The organism is Sphingomonas fucosidasi (assembly GCF_036663855.1).
Taxonomy (GTDB): domain Bacteria; phylum Pseudomonadota; class Alphaproteobacteria; order Sphingomonadales; family Sphingomonadaceae; genus Sphingomonas; species Sphingomonas faeni_B.
On the sequence record NZ_JAXOJR010000006.1, the window covers coordinates 125,227 to 144,969 of the forward strand.

General features: G+C 65.3%; 18 protein-coding genes and 2 tRNA genes. 14 read left to right on the plus strand and 6 right to left on the minus strand.

The genetic code is table 11. The features are described 5' to 3' along the window. Nucleotides 1–15: 15 nt before the first annotated feature. From U1737_RS12215 to U1737_RS12230, 4 genes are all read left to right on the plus strand, one after another. On the plus strand, nucleotides 16–315 hold the full coding sequence (locus U1737_RS12215; RefSeq protein WP_056052504.1) for a hypothetical protein: 300 nt from the start codon (nucleotides 16–18) through the stop codon (nucleotides 313–315). A gap of 639 nt (nucleotides 316–954) precedes the next feature. Next, on the plus strand, nucleotides 955–2,877 hold the full coding sequence (locus tag U1737_RS12220) for a CocE/NonD family hydrolase (RefSeq protein ID WP_332796966.1): 1,923 nt from the start codon (nucleotides 955–957) through the stop codon (nucleotides 2,875–2,877). 136 nt (nucleotides 2,878–3,013) lie between these two features. After that, entirely contained in the window at nucleotides 3,014–5,524 is a 2,511-nt protein-coding gene (locus tag U1737_RS12225) for a DegT/DnrJ/EryC1/StrS family aminotransferase (RefSeq protein WP_332796967.1), read from the plus strand. Then, the gene (locus U1737_RS12230) at nucleotides 5,521–6,618 is read left to right on the plus strand and encodes a glycosyltransferase family 2 protein (RefSeq protein WP_332796968.1); all 1,098 of its coding nucleotides are present in this window, start codon (nucleotides 5,521–5,523) and stop codon (nucleotides 6,616–6,618) included. The genes U1737_RS12225 and U1737_RS12230 overlap by 4 nt, the downstream gene beginning before the upstream one ends. A 185-nt stretch (nucleotides 6,619–6,803) precedes the next feature. Here the strand turns inward: U1737_RS12230 and U1737_RS12235 are convergent, their stop codons facing one another. Then, nucleotides 6,804–7,508 (minus strand): murein L,D-transpeptidase catalytic domain family protein, encoded by a 705-nt coding sequence (locus U1737_RS12235; RefSeq protein ID WP_248524066.1) that lies wholly within the window; start codon nucleotides 7,506–7,508, stop codon nucleotides 6,804–6,806. 211 nt (nucleotides 7,509–7,719) lie between these two features. Between U1737_RS12235 and U1737_RS12240 the strand changes: the two genes are divergently transcribed. Further along, a complete protein-coding gene (locus U1737_RS12240; RefSeq protein WP_282580579.1) occupies nucleotides 7,720–8,313 on the plus strand; it encodes a L,D-transpeptidase family protein in 594 nt (197 codons plus the stop codon). Nucleotides 8,314–8,396: 83 nt separating this feature from the next. On the opposite strand, the gene U1737_RS12245 is transcribed toward U1737_RS12240, so the two are convergent. Both U1737_RS12245 and ykgO read right to left on the minus strand, forming a co-directional pair. Continuing rightward, nucleotides 8,397–9,023: an HAD-IA family hydrolase gene (locus U1737_RS12245; RefSeq protein WP_248524377.1), complete on the minus strand. Its 627-nt coding sequence runs from the start codon at nucleotides 9,021–9,023 to the stop codon at nucleotides 8,397–8,399. 4 nt (nucleotides 9,024–9,027) lie between these two features. Beyond that, nucleotides 9,028–9,153, minus strand: a complete 126-nt coding sequence (gene ykgO, locus U1737_RS12250; protein ID WP_003046794.1) for a type B 50S ribosomal protein L36 — start codon at nucleotides 9,151–9,153, stop codon at nucleotides 9,028–9,030. 172 nt (nucleotides 9,154–9,325) lie between these two features. Between ykgO and U1737_RS12255 the strand changes: the two genes are divergently transcribed. From U1737_RS12255 to U1737_RS12275, 5 genes are all read left to right on the plus strand, one after another. Further along, nucleotides 9,326–9,940, plus strand: coding sequence for a DUF4136 domain-containing protein (locus U1737_RS12255; RefSeq protein ID WP_248524062.1), 615 nt, complete (start codon nucleotides 9,326–9,328; stop codon nucleotides 9,938–9,940). 11 nt (nucleotides 9,941–9,951) lie between these two features. Continuing rightward, nucleotides 9,952–11,085, plus strand: a complete 1,134-nt coding sequence (locus U1737_RS12260) for a M14 family metallopeptidase (RefSeq protein WP_248524060.1) — start codon at nucleotides 9,952–9,954, stop codon at nucleotides 11,083–11,085. A 159-nt stretch (nucleotides 11,086–11,244) separates the two neighbouring features. Further along, entirely contained in the window at nucleotides 11,245–11,931 is a 687-nt protein-coding gene (gene gpmA / locus U1737_RS12265; RefSeq protein WP_248524058.1) for a 2,3-diphosphoglycerate-dependent phosphoglycerate mutase, read from the plus strand. Between the two features lie 178 nt (nucleotides 11,932–12,109). Next, the gene (gene purE, locus U1737_RS12270) at nucleotides 12,110–12,586 is read left to right on the plus strand and encodes a 5-(carboxyamino)imidazole ribonucleotide mutase (protein WP_248524056.1); all 477 of its coding nucleotides are present in this window, start codon (nucleotides 12,110–12,112) and stop codon (nucleotides 12,584–12,586) included. 25 nt (nucleotides 12,587–12,611) lie between these two features. Further along, complete coding sequence (locus U1737_RS12275) at nucleotides 12,612–13,679, plus strand: 5-(carboxyamino)imidazole ribonucleotide synthase (RefSeq protein WP_332796969.1); 1,068 nt, start codon at nucleotides 12,612–12,614, stop codon at nucleotides 13,677–13,679. A 286-nt stretch (nucleotides 13,680–13,965) separates the two neighbouring features. Here U1737_RS12275 and U1737_RS12280 read toward each other — a convergent pair. Continuing rightward, nucleotides 13,966–14,058, minus strand: a tRNA-Ser gene (locus tag U1737_RS12280). A 232-nt stretch (nucleotides 14,059–14,290) separates the two neighbouring features. Between U1737_RS12280 and U1737_RS12285 the strand changes: the two genes are divergently transcribed. Then, nucleotides 14,291–15,049 (plus strand): DUF1134 domain-containing protein, encoded by a 759-nt coding sequence (locus U1737_RS12285; protein ID WP_332796970.1) that lies wholly within the window; start codon nucleotides 14,291–14,293, stop codon nucleotides 15,047–15,049. Nucleotides 15,050–15,221: 172 nt separating this feature from the next. Here the strand turns inward: U1737_RS12285 and U1737_RS12290 are convergent, their stop codons facing one another. After that, complete coding sequence (locus U1737_RS12290; protein ID WP_332796971.1) at nucleotides 15,222–15,659, minus strand: hypothetical protein; 438 nt, start codon at nucleotides 15,657–15,659, stop codon at nucleotides 15,222–15,224. A gap of 465 nt (nucleotides 15,660–16,124) precedes the next feature. After that, a tRNA-Leu gene (locus U1737_RS12295) sits at nucleotides 16,125–16,211 on the minus strand. A gap of 113 nt (nucleotides 16,212–16,324) precedes the next feature. On the opposite strand from U1737_RS12295, the gene U1737_RS12300 reads away from it, so the two are divergent. The 3 genes from U1737_RS12300 to U1737_RS12310 all read left to right on the plus strand — a co-directional run bounded on the left by U1737_RS12300 (nucleotide 16,325) and on the right by U1737_RS12310 (nucleotide 19,731). Beyond that, nucleotides 16,325–17,278 (plus strand): complex I NDUFA9 subunit family protein, encoded by a 954-nt coding sequence (locus U1737_RS12300; RefSeq protein WP_332796972.1) that lies wholly within the window; start codon nucleotides 16,325–16,327, stop codon nucleotides 17,276–17,278. Between the two features lie 50 nt (nucleotides 17,279–17,328). Then, nucleotides 17,329–18,138: an undecaprenyl-diphosphate phosphatase gene (locus U1737_RS12305; protein WP_332796973.1), complete on the plus strand. Its 810-nt coding sequence runs from the start codon at nucleotides 17,329–17,331 to the stop codon at nucleotides 18,136–18,138. 150 nt (nucleotides 18,139–18,288) lie between these two features. Then, the gene (locus tag U1737_RS12310) at nucleotides 18,289–19,731 is read left to right on the plus strand and encodes an NAD(P)-dependent oxidoreductase (protein ID WP_332796974.1); all 1,443 of its coding nucleotides are present in this window, start codon (nucleotides 18,289–18,291) and stop codon (nucleotides 19,729–19,731) included. Nucleotides 19,732–19,743 lie beyond the last annotated feature (12 nt).

Below are 19,743 nucleotides of genomic sequence, written 5' to 3' on the forward strand. Positions count from 1 at the left end.
TCAGGAGAGAGTGCAATGGCAAACGTCGATGGCAGCTGGGATTGCGTGGTCAAGTCGCCGCTGGGTGACCAGAAGATGACGCTGACCGTGAACAGCGCCGGCAGCACCTTCACAGGTGCGGTATCGGGCGCGATGGGCGGCATGGACGTCACCGGCGAGGTCGATGGCGACACGATCACCTGGAAGCAGAGCATGACCGTGCCGATGCCGATGACGCTCGACTGCAAGGCGACCGTCGAGGACGACGTCCTCAAGGGCAGCGTCGCAGCCGGCGCCTTCGGCAGCTTCCCGCTGACCGGCACGCGGACGGCGTAACGGTCTGGCGTGGCGACCGCGAACCTCTGTCTGCCACGCCTGCCGTCGTCCGTCTCGCGACCGTCATCCCAGCGAAAGCTGGGATCTCATCGAGCGGCCACCGGCACCCGCCAGGCGAGAGACCCCAGCGTCCGCTGGGGTGACGGTCTTGGGCGAGTATCGTTATCCACCGCGACATCGTCATCCCAGCGAAAGCTGGGATCTCACCGAGCGTCCACCGGCACCCGCCAAGCGAGAGACCCCAGCGTCCGCTGGGGTGACGGTCTTGGGCGAGTATCGTTATCCACCGCGACATCGTCATCCCAGCGAAAGCTGGGATCTCATCGAGCGGCCACCGGCACCCGCCAAGCGGGAGACCCCAGCGTTCGCTGGGGTGACGGTCTTGGGCGAGTATCGTTATCCACCGCGACATCGTCATCCCAGCGAAAGCTGGGATCTCGTCGAGCGGCCACTGGCACCCGCCAAGCGGGAGACCCCAGCGTTCGCTGGGGTGACGGTCTTTGGACCTGGGTGGTTTTCGAACCAGCGGGGAGAGCGATCACGCGATCGGTACCCTAGCTACTATGGGAGGGGCTCGTATTTCCGCACGGAAAGGCGAGCCTTTTTCTTTTTCGGTCCGGGAGGGAAGGAAGAAGAAAAATGAAGTTTACGCCTCGTTTGCTCAATGCCTGCGCGATCACCGCGCTTGCGCTCGCCACCCCCGCGATCACCACCCCCGCGACAGCGCAGAATTACGACGAACGCCCCGCGAAAATGGCGCCGCGCGATGTCGGCTACGACTATGTGCGCAAGGTCGTCGAGATCCCGATGCGCGACGGCGTGAAGTTGCACACCGTCATCGTCGTGCCCAAGGGCGCGAAGGACGCGGGCATCCTGATGACGCGCACGCCCTATGACGCCGACGGCCAGACCAAGGTCGACAGCGGCACCTATGCGGGGATCCTCCAGAACGGCGACGGCGCCGGCGACGTGATCGCCGCGGCGGGCTATATCCGCGTGATCCAGGACGTCCGCGGGATGCACGGGTCGGAGGGCATCTACATGATGAACCCGGCGCGCGCAGGCACGCCGCAGAACCCGACCAAGACCGACGATTCGACCGACACCTACGACACGATCGACTGGCTGGTGAAGCATGTCCCCGAGTCCAACGGCCGCGTCGGGATCAGCGGGATCAGCTATGACGGCTTCCTGCCACTGATGGCGCTGATCAACCCGCATCCGGCGTTGAAAGTGTCGGTGCCGATGAACCCGATGGTCGATGGCTGGCGCGGCGACGACTGGTTCCACAACGGCGCGTTCCGCCAGGGCATGATGCCGTATATCCTCGGGCAGGAGGCGACCAAGGACGCCGGCACGCCGTGGATCACCGACACCGCCGACGACTATGATTATTACCTCAAGGGCGGCTCGGCGGGCGCGATCGGCAAGGTGCAGGGGCTCGAACAGCTCGGCTTCTGGCGCAAGATCACGCAGCATCCCGCGTACGACTCGTTCTGGTCCACGCAGGCGATGGACACCGTGCTTGCCGGCCAGCCGCTGAAGGTGCCGACGCTGATCGTCGGCGGCTTGTGGGATCAGGAGGACATCTACGGCGCGCCCGCGGTCTACCGTGCGCTCGAGCCAAAGGACACCGCCAACGACATGGTCTATCTGTCGATGGGGCCCTGGTATCACGGGCAGGAGGTGCGCGACGGCAGCGCACTGGGTGCGATCAAATGGGATGCCGACACCGCCAAATGGTGGCGCTGGCACGTTCTGGCGCCGTTCCTCGCGCATTATCTGAAGAGCGATCAGCCGGCGATGGACGTCGCGCCGGTGACGATGTTCCAGTCGGGCCGCAACGAGTGGCAGAAGCTCGACAAGTGGCCGACCGCGCCGACCGCGGGCACGCCGCTCTACCTCAAGCCCGGCGGCGCCCTCGGCTTCACCGCGACCGGCGGTGCGGCGACGACTGCGGACTATATCTCGGATCCGGCGGCGCCCGTCAGCTACCGCGTGCGGCCGACGCTGCCGACCTATGCGAGCGGGTCGACGTGGAAACAGTGGCTGGTCGACGATCAGCGCGCGGTCTCAGGCCGCCCGGACGTGCTGACCTTCACCACCGATGCGCTGACCGCGCCGACGACGATCGCCGGTGTGCCGGAAGTGAACCTGACCGCGGCGACCAGCGGCACCGACAGCGACTGGGTGGTGAAGCTGATCGACGTGTATCCCGACGTCGACCCTGCCGAGAAGGCGATGGCCGGGTATCAATTGTCGGTTGCGATGGACATCTTCCGCGGGCGTTACCGCGAGGATCTGGCGGTCGCCAAGCCGATCGCCGCCAACGTGCTGCTCAAATACAAGTTCGCGCTGCCGTCCACCAATCATGTGTTCCTGCCCGGACACAAGATCATGGTGCAGGTGCAGTCGAGCTGGTTCCCGCTCTACGATCGCAACCCGCAGACCTTCGTCCCGAACATCTTCTTCGCGCAATCCAAGGATTACGTGAAGGCGACGCAGAAGATCACCGTTTCGGGCGCGGACGAAAGCTATATCAGCTTGCCATTGGTGCGCTAAAGTCCTGCATCACCCCGGACGCGGTCCGGGGTGATGTAAGGAAAGAACCGTCTTGCATAGAATGGCCTTTGCTTGCGTAACTGGTTCTTAGGGGGCGGGGAGGCATAGACCTGTCGCACAACAGACCGGATCGCCGATGATACGCCTCCCCCTGATCGCGCCGAACCCGCCGCGGCTGAGCGAGCACCTCGATGCGTTGCGCCGGGTCGAGGCATCGGGGGTGTTCAGCAACAATGGCCCCGAGGTTCGCGCGTTCGAGGCCGGCGTCACCGATGCGCTGTTCGGCGGGCACGGTGCGTGTCTCGCGGTCGGCAACGCCACATTGGGGCTGATGCTCGCGATCCGGCATGCGTCGGGGATGCGGATGGGCGGACTGGACCCCAAGCAGGGCACGCTAGCGCTGATGCCCGCGCTCACCTTCGCCGCGACCGCGCAGGCGGCGGCGTGGGCGGGGCTGACACCGCTGGTCTGCGATATCGATCCTGACGACTGGGGTGCCTGCGCGCTGGAGGAGGAGCGGTTGCTCCAGCGCTATGGCGAGCGGATCGGCGTGGTCGTGCCCTATGCGACGTTCGGCAACGCGATCGACCTTGATCGCTACGTCCATTTCCAGCGGCGCTACGGCGTCGGCGTGGTCGTCGATGCGGCCTCGTCGCTCGGCACGCTCGACGAGGCGGGGCTGGGCTTCGGTGCGCGCGCGCCGTTCGCGGTGGTCCATTCGATGCACGCGACCAAGACGTTCGCGGTCGGCGAGGGCGGGCTGATTTACAGCGGCGACGTCGACCTGATTGCGACGCTGCGCTCGATGGGGAATTTCGGGTTCGAGGGCAGCCGCAACGCCACGCTGCCGGGGATCAATGCCAAGCTGCCGGAGATCACCGCGATCATCGCGCAGGCCAAGCTCGCGGAGATCGACGTGATCGCCGATCACCGCGCCGTGCTGGACGAGACCTACCGCGCGACGCTGCCCGATTTCCAGTTCCAGGCGGTGTCGGGTCGCCGTCGCGCGATGCAGTTCATGCCAGTGCTGCTTCCCGAGCATATCGCGCACCACCGCGACTCGATCGTCGAGAGCATCGAGGCGGACGGCGTCGGTTGTGGCCGGTATTTCAGCCCGCATCTCGGCGAACAGCCCTGGTTCCAGGCGACCGCGATGATCGAGCCGACTCCGGTAGCGGACAGGATAGCCGGACGGATGCTGTCGTTGCCGATCACCGACGCAATGTCGGTCGAGGATGCGCGGCGGGCGGCGACCGCGCTGGCCTCGGCATGCGCGGCGATTCTCCGGCCACGCGATCGCCGCGCGTCGATACGCGGCCCGGGTGGTGCCATCGCCTCGGTCGTCGTGATCGGCGGCGGTCCCGCGGGGACGGCGATGCTGACCTCGGCGACCAAGCGCGGCCTGCTGCCCGATCTCGCCGCATCGGGGCTGATGGTGATCGAGCGCGGCAACGCGATCGGCGGCGGGCGGCTCGGACGCTACGCGATCACCTCCGATTCGACCGCGCAGACCTTCCTGACCGCGGTGCGCGACAACGTGCATCCCGAACTCGCGCGGCTGGTCGATCATCCCGCCGGGCGTGCGGTCGCCGCGCACGAGGGTGCATTGGGCGTGCCGCTGACCGAGGTCGGGCCGCTGTTGCGCGCGACCGGCGACCGGCTGACCGATATCGTCCGGGATAATGGCGGCGTCGTGCTGACCGGGCACGAGGCGCTGGGGGCGAAACGTGTCGGCGACGGCTTGTGGAGCGTGCAGGTCCGCCGGCTGTCGGACGGGCATGTCTTCGACCAGCTCGCGCGCAACGTGGTGGTCGCGACCGGCGGGCACCAGCCGCTCGACCGGCTTGCGACGCAGCGCGTTGCCGGGGGCCGTCTTATCGACCTGGCGAGCGGACGCCTGCTCCAGTCGGACGACGTGCTGACCGTCGGCGGGTTCGAGAAGGTCGCCGATATCCTGACCGGCAAGCGCAACCCGAAGATCGCGGTGATCGGCGGCTCGACCAGCGCGCTGACGACGATCGCACTGCTATTGAAAAGCCAGCCGGCGCTGCCGCTGGGGGCAGGGGCGGTCACGCTGCTGCACCGCCGGCCGCTGCGCCCCTTCTATCATTCGGTCGAGGCGGCGCAGGCCGAGGGGTTCACCGATTTCGGCCCCGACGATATCTGCCCGGTGTCGGGGTTCGTCTACCGGCTCGCCGGCTTCCGCCTCGAGGCGCGCGATCTGGTGCTGCGGATGCTCGGCATCGACGGTCGCGCGCCCGATCCGCGGGTGACACTGCACCGCATTTCGGGCGACGAAGACACGCGCGCACGGGCGGTGATCGAGGAGGCGGACCTGGTCGTTGCCGCGCTCGGCTATCGCCCGATCGGCATGCCGATCGCCGATCGCGACGGGACCCAGATACCGCTCGCGGCGCATGACGGGCAGCCGATGGTCGACCGCCATTGCCGGATCGTCGATGCCGATGGCGCGCCGATCCCCGGGCTGTACGGGCTGGGACTGGCGGCGGGTTTCGTACCCTGGGGTGCGCTTGGCGGCGAAAGCAGTTTTTCGGGGCAGGCCAATGGCTTGTGGCTCTGGCAGAACGATGTGGGCTTGATGATCATCGATCAGGTGATGGCGTCGAAGGCGCTGGCGGCCGCGTGACGCCGAGCGTTCGAAACGCCGACCCCGCCGTCAGCGTGGTCATGGCCGCGTATAATGGCGCCGGTCTGATCGAGGAGACGCTCGCCAGCCTCCAGGCGCAGATTTTCGGCGATTTCGAGGTGATCGTGGTCGACGACTGCTCGACCGACGACACGCGTGAGGTGGTGCGCGCCTGGCCCGATCCGCGCGTGCGACTGGTCGTGATGGCGAAGAACGGCGGCCCGGTGCTCGCGCGCAACCGCGGTTTCGCCGAGGCGCGCGGGCGCTACATCGCCGCGCTCGATCATGACGATATCTGCCGCCCCGATCGCTTCGCGCGGCAAGTGGCGTATCTCGACGCGCAACCCGACACCGTGCTGCTGGGCACCGCGGCCGAACTTTTGACCGCCGGCTTGGTCGGCCCTTCCAGCTATGCGCCGACCACCACGCCCGCGTTGGTCGCGTGGCTGACCTGCATCGAGAACCCGCTGGTCTGGTCGTCGACGATGATGCGGACCGAGGTGGCGCGGCGGCTCGATCCGGTGACGCGACCCGAGCTTCTGTATGCCGAGGATTTCGACCTGTATCAGCGTATCCAGCATTTCGGTGCGATCGCGCGGCTCGACGAGGCGCTGGTGCTGTACCGCGTCCATCCCGGCGGCGTCTCGAAGCGCTTCGTCGACACGATGGAGGCGGCCTCGGTCCGCGTCCTGACCGAACGCTATGCCCGGCTGTTCGACGATCGTGCGGAGCGGGTCGCGCGGCTGATCATGCTGCACAACATGGCCAAGCGCCCGGTCCCCGATCGTGCCGCGCTGGCGACGCTGGGCAGTGCGCTGAGCGTGATCCAGGCGGATTTCCTCGCGACGCACGACTGTTCCGCACACGACATCCGCCTGATCCGTTGGGAAACCGCGCGACGCTGGGGTGATATCGGCCGGGCGGGTCTGCGCGCGGGAACGGTGCGGCTGGCCGACGTGCTGGCGGTGCGGCCCGATCATCTCGGGCTGGGCTATGCCGGACTGGAGGCGCTGCTGTGGTCGGGCCTCATCGGCGGCGTCCGCCGCGCGCGCCGGCGGATGGAGCAAAGCCGGATGGCGCAGACTGCGGAGTAGGGAAATCACCGTCGCGTCGGAAATCTGAACGCCAGTCGCGGCGATTGCTCGTACGTAACCCCTAGCCTCAATCCGTCACCCCAGCGAAAGCTGGGGTAATTCACGTGTCAGGTGACGCCCGCCAAACCGGGATATCCCAGCTTTCGCTGGGATGACGATAATGAATCGAGATGACCGCTAAAAGTTCAGACCTTCGCCGCGTAGATCATCCGGCCGGCACCGAGCCGGGCGAACACCTGGTCGAGATCGCGCTCGCCGACCGCGAAGCAGCCCTGGCTGCGACCGAGCATGCCGTGGGTCTCGATCATGTCCTTGTTCGCATACCAGGCCGAATGCACCACGATCGCACGGTCCAGCGCGTTGTCGTTGGTCGGATCGAGCCCGATCAGGCGCTGCGAGCGGCCATGCTTGCCGACGTAGTAGTCGTCAGTGACGAACGCGCCCTCGGACGAGGCGTTCGAGCCGAAGCGGTTCGAGAAGCGCTCCAGATACCCGGTATGCGCCGGATCCGAACCGCTGCCGTGCGCGACCAGCAACGACGTGCTGCGCCCGCTGGCGAGGTCAATGAAGTGGAAGCGCGGCTTTCCCGACGGCGCCGCGAAATCGGCGATCGCGATGCGGTCGTGATGCTGAATGCGGCTGCCGTGACGGCTGAGCGACGCCATCGCTTGGCGCAGCAGGTCGGGGCGAACCACCTTCGGCGACGTCACCGCAACCGTCGTGCGCGGCAATGGCGGCTGCGACATCGGCTTCAGGTCGCGCGCAGTCAGCGGGCGGCCGAGCCGTGTCGTCGCGGAGACGGCACCCGGTACCGCCAGAGCCCCCGCCAATACCAAACTATTCTTCAGAAGCGCGCGTCGTTCGCGCACAAGACCTTGCTCGTCGTGCATCGATTTTCCCGAAATTGCCCCGTTTCTTGAATATCCATATAGCGGATTTTCCGTGAATATTCTGCAACCATTTCCACCGGTTGTGGGTCTGTTCCCTCGAACTACCCCGGCTTGGGGTCGGTTCGTCGACTCATCTGCGCGGCGGCACGTTCCAGAGAATCGTGCGTTGGACGAAATATCGGGAATCGAAGGCGGCGGGACGATGAGCGGGATGGTGCGGTCAGTCATGGCAATCGGGTTGGCCTTCGCGCTGTTCGCGGGCGCCAAGCCCGCGCTGGCTGCGTCGGCGGTCGCACTCGCAGCAACGCCGATCGAGCAGGCCGCGACCGCGCTCTCGCCCAACCAGTTCGTCTGGAAGGACAATGGGTCGAGCGAGCCCGTCAGCATCGTCATCAGTCTGCTGGAGCAGCGTGCGTTCGTCTATCGTGGCTCGACGATGATTGCGGCGACGACCATCTCCAGCGGCAAGGACGGCAAGGACACGCCGCTCGGCACCTATCCGATCCTGCAGAAGAACGCGGTCCACAAATCGAATCTGTATAACGATGCGTCGATGCCGTTCATGCAGCGGCTGACCTGGGACGGCATCGCGATCCACGCCGGCCGGAACCCGGGCTTCCCCGATTCGCACGGCTGCATCCGCGTGCCGCTCGGCTTCGCCAAGCAGTTGTTCGGGGTCACGACGCTGGGGACGGCCGTGACGGTGATGGACGATTTCGAGGGCGGCGTTATGCCGGAGCCGCCGGTCCCGGATCAGGAAACCGCGATCGCCAATTTGCGCCAGTCTGTTTCGCTGAGCCAGTGAACGACCCCACCCCGTCATCCTGACGAAAGTCAGGATCCAGAGTAACAGGCCTCGACGCTAATGGCTCTGGGTCCTGACGTTCGTCAGGATGACGAATGCTGGGCGATCGGGAGCCCCAGCTCGACCAACCGCGCACGAAAATCCGCAGCGTCCGTGAACAGCACCGATTCGATCCCGAGCGCTCGCGCCGCCGCAACGTTCGCCGCATTGTCGTCGACGAACACAGCGTCTTCCGCCGCCAGCCCGAATCGCTTCAGCGCCAGCCGATAGATCGCCGGATCCGGCTTCACCATCTTCTCCTCGCCCGACACGACCACGTCGCGGAACCGGTCGAACAGCGCTGCTTCGCGCGCGCGGAAGGGTGGCCAGAACTCGTGGCTGAAGTTCGTGATCGCGAACAGCGGGACGCCGGCCGAATCGAGCTCCTCGACGATCTCGTGCATGCCCGCGATTCGCGCACCGATGCTCTCGCTGAATCGCGGCCCCCAGGCGGCGATCAGGTCGGCATGCTGCGGATGCAACGCGGCCAGCTCCGCCGAGGTGTCGGCGAAGTCGCGACCAGCGTCGTGCTGGAAATGCCAGTCGATCGTCACGACATCGCGCAGGAACGCGTCGAGCGCCCGATCGTCGTCGATCAGGCGCTCGTACAGGATCCGCGGATCCCAGTCGTAAAGGACGCGACCGACGTCGAAAATGACGGCGGTCTTCAGGAGGTTAGCCCTGGCGTGCCTTGAAGCGACGGTTGGTCTTGTTGATGACGTAGGTACGGCCACGACGACGGATCACGCGGTTATCGCGGTGACGATCCTTGAGCGACTTCAGGGAATTGCGGATCTTCATGATCGATTCGCTTCTTTTCAAATCTAGGTGTGCGGAAAGACGGGATCGCCTAATGGCGGGGTGTGTCCAAGTCAAGCAACGGACACGCTCCTACCAGCAGAGGGCCTCCCATCCGGGAACCCACTCGGCTGGTCGGAGCGTTACTATAGCGCAACATTCTAAGGAAGTCCCGATGGCGGTACGTTCGATCCTGGTCCTGGCGCTGGCAGGCGCATCCCTCACCGCGTGCGCGACCGGCCCGTCGCTGCCCCCGACCGAGGTGCTGCGCTATCATCTCGGCGAACCGATCGACCGCGGGACGATCGCCGTGCAACCGCTCACTGGCGGCGGCCCCGCCAGCCTTGAGTTCAAGACCTACGCCGCCGCCGTGCAGGGCGAGTTGTTGAAGGTGGGGTATAGCGTGCCGACGCCGGGCGCTAAGCCGCCACTGGTCGCGACCGTGGGCTTCACCCGCACCACGCAGGCTGGCCCACCCAAGCGCTCGCCGATCAGCATCGGTCTGGGCGGCGGCGGCTTCAGCGGCGGTCGTGGCGGTGGCGGCGTCGGTCTTGGCGGCGGGGTCGGCTTCCCGATCGGTGGCGGCGGGAGCACCGCGATCCTCGTGTCCGAACTGTCGGTGACGATCAAGCGCACCGCCGACCAGTCGCCCGTCTGGGAAGGTCGCGCGCAGTCGTTCGCCGACGCCCGCAAGGAGGACGCACGCACCGATATCCAGGCCGCGAAGCTGGCGCGCGCCTTGTTCATGGGGTTCCCCGGCGAGTCCGGTCGCACTATTCAGGTGAAATGAACGACCAGCCTATGAGTCCCGCCGCTACTCCCGTTACCATCAACGCAGCCTTCGATGGCGGCAACATCCGTGTTGTCGCCATCGACGGGGACCGAATCGACCTGGAGATCGTCACGGATCACCAGTCCGACTTCTTCCAGTGGTTCTATTTCCGCGTGGCGGGCGCGGCAGGCCGGACGCTGACCTATCGTATCCTCAACGCGGGCAAGTCGGCCTATCCGTTCGGCTGGCCGGGCTACAAGACCCGCGCCAGCACCGATCGCCAGGCATGGCGGATGATCGAGACGCGCTATGCGGACGGCGTGCTCGAATTCGATTTCACCGCCGATACCGATCTCGCCTGGTTCGCCTATTTCGCGCCGTACACGATGGAAATGCACGAGGCGCTGGTGGCCCGTACCGCGCTGTTGCCGGGCGTCGCGCACCGCGAACTCGGCCAGTCGCTCGACGGTCAGGCGATCGACTGCTTCACGATCGGCAACGGCCCGAAGCAGGTCTGGATCTACGGGCGCCAGCATCCCGGCGAATCGATGACCGAATGGTGGATGGAAGGCGCGCTGGAGCGGCTCACCGATTCGGCCGACCCGATCACCGCCGATCTGCTCGCGAAGGCGACCTTCAACATCGTCCCCAATATGAACCCCGACGGCACGCGCCGCGGTCATCTGCGCACCAACGCGGTGGGGGTGAATCTCAACCGCGAATGGCACACGCCCAGCACTGAGAAGAGCCCCGAAGTCCTGTGCGTGCGTAACGCGATGGACCAGACCGGCGTCGACGTCGCGATGGACATCCACGGCGACGAGGCAATCCCTGCAAACTTCATCGCAGGTTTCGAAGGCATCCCGTCCTGGACCGACGCGCATGGCGACAAATTCTACGAATACGGCCGGCGGCTCGCCGCGCACACGCCCGATTTCCAGACCGAAAAGGGCTATCCCAAGTCCGCGGCTGGCACCGCGAACCTGTCGATGTCGACCAATCAGCTCGCCGAGCGCTTCGGCGCGGTGTCGATGACCTTGGAAATGCCGTTCAAAGATCACGATGCCAACGCTGATCCCGAATTCGGCTGGTCGCCCCAGCGCTCGAAACAGCTTGCGCATGCGATGCTGGAGACGCTCGCCGACATGATCGACGAAATCTGACTGCCCGCATCGCCCTCGATCTACCGTCATCCTGACGAAAGTCAGGACCCAGGGTGACAGGGCGCCGTCCTTCTTGGCTCTGGATCCTGACTTTCGTCAGGATGACGGATAGAGGGGCATCGCGTTTTTCGTTTCAGTCCCGCCATCGCAGGAGCCCGCATGCCGACCCTAGTCCTGATCCGCCACGGCCAGTCCACCTGGAACCTCGAGAACCGCTTCACCGGCTGGTGGGACGTCGACATGACCGCCAAGGGCGAGGCCGAGGCCAAGGCCGCAGGCGAACTGATGGCCGCCAAGGGCCTCGACTTCGACCAGACCTTCGTCAGCCTCCAGACGCGGGCGATCAAGACGCTCAACATCGCACTGGAGGCGATGGGCCGGCTCTGGCTCCCGGTCGAGAAGGACTGGCGCCTGAACGAACGGCATTATGGCGGCCTCACCGGGCTCGACAAGGCGGAGACCGCGGCCAAGCACGGCGATGCGCAGGTCCACACCTGGCGCCGCAGCTTCGACGTCCCGCCCCCCGTGCTGGAGGACGGCAGCGCCTTCGACCTGTCGAAGGACCGCCGCTACGACGGCATCGCGATCCCCAAGACCGAGAGCCTCAAGGACACCATCGCTCGCGTCCTCCCCTACTGGGACGAGCGCATCGCCCCCGCGCTGAAGGACGGCCAGCGCATCCTGATATCCGCGCACGGCAACTCGCTCCGCGCGCTGGTCAAGCACCTCTCCAACATCCCCGACGACGAGATCACCAGCCTCGAGATCCCGACCGGCCAGCCGATCGTCTACGAACTTGATTCGGACCTGAACGCCACTGACCGGTATTACCTGAGCGAGCGCTGATACCTACACCCCCCGTCATCCTGACGAAAGTCAGGATGCAGAGCCAAGGGCGGCGGCATTCGTGGCTCTGGATCCTGGGTCGAGCCCAGGATGACGGAGGAGGGGCGGAAGTCGGGCGACGGTTGCCCTAACCCCCGCCCATCGCTAGGCACGGCGCTCCTTTGATCCGGGGACGGAAATGGCTCTAGTCGGCATCATCATGGGCAGCACTTCCGATTGGGAGACGATGCGCCACGCCGCCGAGACGCTCGACGCGCTCGACGTCGCTTACGAGACCAAGGTCGTCTCCGCCCACCGCACCCCGCAACGCCTCTACGACTATGCGACCACCGCCGCCGATCGCGGCCTGAAGGTGGTGATCGCAGGCGCCGGCGGCGCGGCGCATCTCCCCGGTATGGCCGCCTCGATGACGCATCTCCCGGTGCTCGGCGTGCCCGTCGAATCGAAGGCGCTGAAGGGGATGGATAGCCTGCTCTCGATCGTCCAGATGCCCGGCGGTATCCCCGTCGGCACGCTCGCGATCGGCAAGCCCGGCGCGATCAACGCGGGGCTGCTCGCCGCGGCGATCCTCGCGACGTCCGACGATGCGCTGGCCGAACGCCTCAAAGCCTGGCGCGCCGCACAAACCGACGCCGTCGCCACCGACCCCGCCTGAAGACGATAGCCTGAAAGACGCTGACATGACGCCGCTTCCTCCCGGATCGACCATCGGCATCCTCGGCGGCGGCCAGCTCGGCCGCATGCTCGCCACCGCCGCGGCGCAGCTCGGCCATCACACGCACGTGCTCGCGCCCGACCAGGAGAGCGTCGCCGCGCAGTCCGCCTCGACGATGACGCGCGCCGACTATCACAACCGCATCGTGCTCGCCGACTTTGCCGATGCCTGCGACGTCGTGACCTACGAGTTCGAAAACATCGACGTCGAGCCGGTCGAATGGCTCGCCGACCGCGTCCCCGTCCACCCGAGCCCGCGCGCGCTCCGCGTCGCTCAGGAGCGGATCGGCGAGAAACGCTTCGTGGAGAGCGTCGGCGGCCGCCCGGCGCCTTGGGCCGCAGTCGACAGCCTCGAAAGCTTGCAGGCAGGCCTGAAGGCGATCGGCACGCCCGCCATCCTCAAGACCGCCCGGTTCGGCTATGACGGCAAAGGCCAGGTCAAGATCGACGCTCCGGATGGCGCGCAGGCCGCCTGGAACACGATCGGCGGCCCCGCGGTCCTCGAAGCGTTCGTTCCCTTCGACCATGAATTCTCGATCCTGATCGCGCGGGGCCACGACGGGCGCACGGCACGATATGATTCGCCGCTCAACGTCCACCGGGATGCGATCCTCCGCCACTCGACCGTCCCCGCACCCGCTCCCGTGCTGGCTCAGGCCGACGAGGCCGCCGCGCTCGCCGAACGGATCGCAGCCGAACTCGACTATGTCGGCGTGCTGGCCTGCGAGTTCTTCGTCGGCGCCGACGGCCCGGTCTTCAACGAGATGGCACCGCGCGTGCACAATTCCGGCCATTGGACGATCGAAGGCGCCGAATGCTCGCAATTCGAAAACCACATTCGCGCGATTTGTGGCCTGCCGCTGGGCGCAACGACGCTGACCGGGCGTGAAGCGACGATGGAAAACCTGATCGGCAACGACGCGAACCATTGGGCGGAGTTGCTCGCCGAACCAGGCGCGCACCTCCACCTCTATGGTAAGGGCACAGCGCGTCCGGGCCGAAAGATGGGCCACGTCACGCGCGTGATCCGCTAACGCTTCCACGACGGACTCGCAGTGCGTTTCGGATGATTTATGGGAAGAGCAGCTAGCTTCATGCTGTGATGCCCCGTGCAGCCGCTTGGGGCGGATGCACGCCATATTGCGATATTATGCATCAGAGCCACGCACTGAACGTTTTGCCGCTCACCGTTCCAGCAGCGACGGTCTAAGACTATCGGTAAGAGATGCGTATTAGCAGCCGACCCGTCCGATGCCTCACACCATAGCCAGTCATGCTGGGAATGAGGGATCCCGAAGGGCAAACCGATTTGGCATAGTTTGGCGGAGACGGAGGGATTCGAACCCTCGGTACCAGTAAACCCGGTACGGCGGTTTAGCAAACCGCTGGTTTCAGCCACTCACCCACGTCTCCGGCTGCAGCAGATGCGGGGCTATAGCGAGGGTCGGCGTATGGAGCAACGGTAGTAATAAGGTGTCGTGTGAATTCCCCTCTGCTCGTTGGGGCGGCGCGGTGGGCGTGGTTCACAAACCCGTCGTTCATCCCGAATTCGCCCGAATTCGACACGCGCATCCCGTTCGTTCATTGCGCCGCAAGACAGACGTTGGTTAATCCACCGACGGCAGGTATTTGGGGATCGATCGACATGCGCAGCTTCTGGCTTGGCTTGGGTGCCTTTGCGGCAGCCCTTTGCGGCGGCACCGTATCGGCGCAGGTCCGCACGATCGATCCCAATCAGGCGATCGACGGTGATCTCGCCCCGCAAGCGTATTCGTCCCCGGCGCGCGGGCAGGTGACGACCCAGCCATCGCGGCCCGCCTACCCCGAAACCCCGGTTCAAGCAGAGCCCGTGCCCGCGCCGCTGCCCCCTGCAAATGCGCAGGCACCGGAAACGCGCGCCGAAGCTACGATGCAGGCGGCCGATACCTATGAGCGCGATGACTTGCTGGCTGCGGGCGAAGGCGTTTTCGGCAAGGGGGCGGCCGGACTTGGCGGGTTGCTCGAAAATATCCTGAAGGACCAAGGGCAGCCCAATGCGTATATTGCGGGCCGCGAAGCCTCGGGGGCGTTCATTCTCGGCGTGCGCTACGGCTCGGGCATCATGAGCCACAAGGTCGAGGGCCAGCAGCCGGTGTACTGGACCGGGCCATCGGTTGGGTTCGACGTTGGCGGCGACGCGAACAAGGTCTTTGTGCTGGTCTACAATCTTTATGACACGGAAGAACTCTTCAAGCGGTTTCCCGCTGTGGAGGGGCGCCTCTACCTCGTTGGGGGGTTTGCCGCGACCTATCTTCGGCGCGGCAACGTCGTGCTGATCCCGATCCGCCTCGGTGTCGGCTGGCGCGCAGGTGTGAACGTCGGATACATGAATCTTACGCACAAAAGCCGCTGGCTGCCGTTCTGATCCTGTTGTGCACGTGAGTTCGTGCGGACCATGAAAGACTTGGCGGCCGAGATTAGCGGCTGCCGATTTGTCTTTAGCGCGCAGTCGATAGAAACGATTTGCGGGTGAATCGCACCCAAAGGGACCGGGTCGCGGAGCAAGGATCGGCGTCTGTCTCTCTGGCGAAACCGACCTATTCGGCCGCGTGAATCCGATCCCAACCGCGTTGGAAAACGGTGCCCCACAAAGGCCGAAGCTGCGCACTCAAATCCGTAGAAAATTCGTATCGGTCGCCACTGACGACAAGATGTCGGCACCGGTGGCGTGACCTTACATAATTCTCGCGTTGGTGCCCTCGCATTCCATCTCTCGCGTCGCGCAATGCCTCTAGTTCGGCCAACCTCACCGGTTCGTCGGCGGCGAGCGCTTCTTCGAGATAGAGACCATACGGGATATTGCGCACCACCTCTTGCGCTTCCCCACCGTATTCCGCAGCGATAACAGCGAACGCGTCGACCAACTCGCGAAGGAAGCCTTCGTCTAGCTCGTCAAGCTGGACCCCGATTATCTCCGAGGCCTCGACGGCAGTATCAAGGTTCAACTCTTCCTCGTCGGTCAGCTCGAGAAACACGACGTACTCCGTTGAGAAGCAAAAAACAGCATTACAAGAAGCAATGCTTCGGTGGAATGAAATGGTAGAACAAGCGCCTGCCGCAGACGTGTCATATTAGAAAATTAGCGGTCACTAAGAATTTTCTAGAGCGGATGAATCCAGTAGCCTGAGGCAGCGCAATTTATCGAAACTTCTGCCAAAGAAACTTCTGCCAAAAGAGCCGAATTTGTCGTCTGTATTGCGAACATGCTGTCGAGATCGGCAAAGTCGTCAATGGCGCGTGCCAGCGTGGAGCGTAGATGGGCCTCGCAGAGGGCGGTGGGGCCGGTTCAGGAAAGCCAGGACGAAGGGCTTGGGATTGGAAATATTGAGTTGAGGCGCTGACGTGCAGTGCTTTTTCCGGAGTCGTTTCGCCGCAGGAAAATGCCGCGCCCTCGTTAATCTATGAGGGATCGCATGGGCCCCCCCCCAACGGGGGGACCCTGGTGCCCGGAAGAGGACTCGAACCTCCACGACCTTGCGATCGCCAGCACCTGAAGCTGGTGCGTCTACCAATTCCGCCATCCGGGCACGGGGTAGGAGGGCGCCTCTAGTGGAGGGTCGCGATGCTTGTCAACACGCCTCTTGCTGGGGCAAGGGGTTATTCGCGAATGGGCAGGTAAAACAAAGTGGACGGACGGGCGATGAACGACAAACTGGTGACGTTGATCGGGGGCGGCGGTTTCGTCGGCCGCTATGTCGCGCAGGCGCTGCTGGCGTCGGGCGCGAGTGTCCGCATCGCGCAGCGCGATCCGCGGCAGGCGTTCTTCCTGAAACCGCTCGGCGGGCTCGGCCAGACGCAGTTCGTCGGCGCCGACGTCACCAAGCCCGAGACGATCGCGCATGCGGTCCAAGGCTCGGACGTGGTGGTCAATCTGGTCGGCGTGCTCGCCGGCGATTTCCAGCGGATCCAGGCGCTCGGCGCGCAGACGGTCGCAAAGGCTGCGGCCGAGGCCGGTGTCGGTGCGCTGGTGCATGTCTCGGCGATCGGTGCGGATCCGGAGTCCGCCTCGGCCTACGGCAAGTCGAAGGGGCAGGGCGAGGCGGCCGTGCTCGCGGCGTTCCCGACCGCGACGATCCTGCGGCCGTCAATCGTGTTCGGCCAGGAAGACCAGTTCGTGAATCGCTTTGCCGGCATGATCGCCAAGGCGCCGGTGGTGCCTGTGCTGCGCGCCGGGGCGAAGTTCCAGCCGGTTTTCGTCGGCAATGTCGCCGATGCGATCGTCGCGGCGGCGTCGGCGCCCGAGACGTTCGGCGGGCAGACGCTGGAACTCGGCGGGCCCGACATCATCACGATGGGGAATCTGATCCGCTGGATCGCAAAGACGATCGGCCGTAATCCGTCGATTGTGGAGCTTCCGGACTTTGCCGGCGCGCTGATCGCGAGAGCCGGTTTCCTGCCGGGGGCGCCGATCACCAAGGACCAGTGGACGATGCTGCAGAGTGACAATGTCGTCACCGGCGCCGACGGGCTGGCGGCGTTCGGGATCGAAGCGACGCCGTTGTCGACGGTCGCGCCGGGCTGGCTGGTGCGTTTTCGCAAGGCCGGACGGTTCGGTCGGCGCGCCGAAACGCGCGCGGAAGTCCACCCAAGCTGAACCCGCCCGTGCTACGTCTTTCCTAACACCCGCGACGCCGGAGCGCCTGCTTGACCGAACTTCTTACCGTCATCCTCCTCGGCATCGTCGAGGGGATCACCGAATTCCTGCCTGTCTCGTCGACCGGGCATCTGATCCTGGCGACGCGGCTGCTGGGTTATGATGCGGGGCGCTGGGAGGTGTTCAACGTCGTCATTCAGCTCGGCGCGATCCTCGCGATCGTCGTGCTGTACTGGCGGACGTTCTGGGCGGTCGGCATGGGGCTGATCAAGCGCGAGCCCAAGTCGTGGCTGTTCCTGCGCAACCTGGTCGTGGCCTTTATTCCGGCGGCGGTGATCGGGTTGGCGTTGCATAAGTATATCGAGGCGCTGCTCGGCAATGCCGAGGTCGTCGCGATTGCGCTGATCGTGGGCGGCTTCGCGATCCTCGCGGTCGAGCGGTTCGCGCCGCGCAGCGACATTAGCGGCGTCGCGGACATCCCGCTGAAGACCGTGATCGGGATCGGCTTCCTCCAGTGTCTTGCGATGATCCCGGGCGTCAGCCGGTCGGGCGCGACCATCCTCGGCGCGCTGGCGCTGGGCGTCGAGCGGCGCACTGCGGCGGAGTTCAGCTTCTTTCTCGCGATCCCGACGATGCTGGGCGCGAGTGCGCTCGAACTGCTGAAGAACCGCGAGGCGATCGCGAGCGGTGGCGGCGTCGGGCTGGGCGCGATCGCGATCGGTGCCGCGGTGTCGTTCGTCGTTGCGCTGCTGGTGGTAAAGTGGTTCGTCGGGATCGTCACGAAGCACGGGTTCGTGCCGTTCGCCTTGTACCGGGTGGTGGCGGGTTCGGCAGCGCTAATCTGGCTGCTCAGCAAGTAGGTCCGCTTCGGCATCAATAAGACTTGTCGAGACCGTCTATCAGAAAACCTGGTAATTATTAAGTTTTATCAGGCAGTATAGCTTACCTAAATGCTGTTTTAGCCATGACAAGCCTCCGATCGCGCAATAACGCGGCTGTCGGAGGCTATCATGGCGAACGATTCGATGCTCAAATTTGTCGGCCGGGAGCAATCCTATCCCGCCAAGCGCACCGCGGAAGAGCGGGCCGACGATTTCCGTGAAATCGCGCAACGCTATGCGGTCGAACCCGCTGAAGAGCAGGCCGGGCGCTGCTCGCAGTGCGGCGTACCGTATTGCTCGGTCCATTGCCCGCTGCACAACCACATTCCCGATTGGCTCCGGTTGACCGCGGAAGGGCGCCTCCGCGAGGCGTACGAACTCAGCAACGCGACCTCAACGATGCCCGAGATCTGCGGCCGGATCTGCCCGCAGGACCGGTTGTGCGAAGGCAATTGCGTCATCGAGTTCACCGGACACGGCGCCGTTACGATCGGCTCGGTCGAGAAGTTCATCACCGACACCGCCTGGGAAAATGGCTGGGTCGAGCCGCTGGTCCCCGGCAAATCGCGCGGCCAGTCGGTCGGCGTGATCGGCGCGGGGCCGGCTGGCCTGACCGCAGCGGAATATCTGCGTGGGCACGGCTATGACGTTCATGTCTACGATCGCTACGATCGCGCCGGCGGATTGCTCACCTACGGCATCCCAGGCTTCAAGCTCGAAAAGCCGATCGTCATGCGCCGCGTCGAGCGGCTCAAGGCGGCGGGCATCGTCTTCCACGAGGGCTTCGCGGTCGGTCACGATGCGAGCCTCGACGATCTCCGCCAGCGCCACGACGCGATCCTGATCGCGACCGGCGTGTACAAGGCGCGTGCGATGGACCTGCCGGGTGGCGGGTCGAACGGCGTGGTCCCAGCGCTCGACTTCCTCGTCGCCTCGAACCGCAAGGGCTTTGGCGACGCGGTCCCTGCATTTGACGACGGCAGCCTCAATGCCGAGGGCAAGGACGTCGTCGTGATCGGCGGCGGCGACACCGCGATGGACTGCGTCCGCACGGCGATCCGCCAGGGCGCCAAGTCGGTGAAATGCCTTTACCGCCGCGACCGCGCCAACATGCCCGGCTCGCAGCGGGAGGTGGCCAACGCCGAGGAGGAGGGCGTCGAGTTCGTCTGGCTGTCGGGGCCGCAGAGCTTCGATGGCGGTGACATGGTGTCGAGCGTGAAGGTACGGAAAATGCGTCTCGGTGCGCCTGACGCGAGCGGCCGCCGCGCGCCCGAACCCGATCCCGCGGGCGATTATTCGGTGAACGCCGATCTCGTCATCAAGGCGCTCGGTTTCGATGCCGAGGACCTGCCAAGCTTGTTTGCGACCCCTGAGCTGGGCGTTAGCCGCTGGGGTACCGTCCTTGTCGACGGCAAGACGCTGATGACCTCGCTCGATGGCGTGTTCGCGGCGGGGGACATTGTCCGCGGCGCGAGCCTGGTGGTGTGGGCGATCCGCGACGGCCGCGATGTGGCGGCGACAATGCACAAATGGCTGAAGACCAAGGCGGCGAACGCGAAGGTGGCGGCATGAGCAACGAACAGG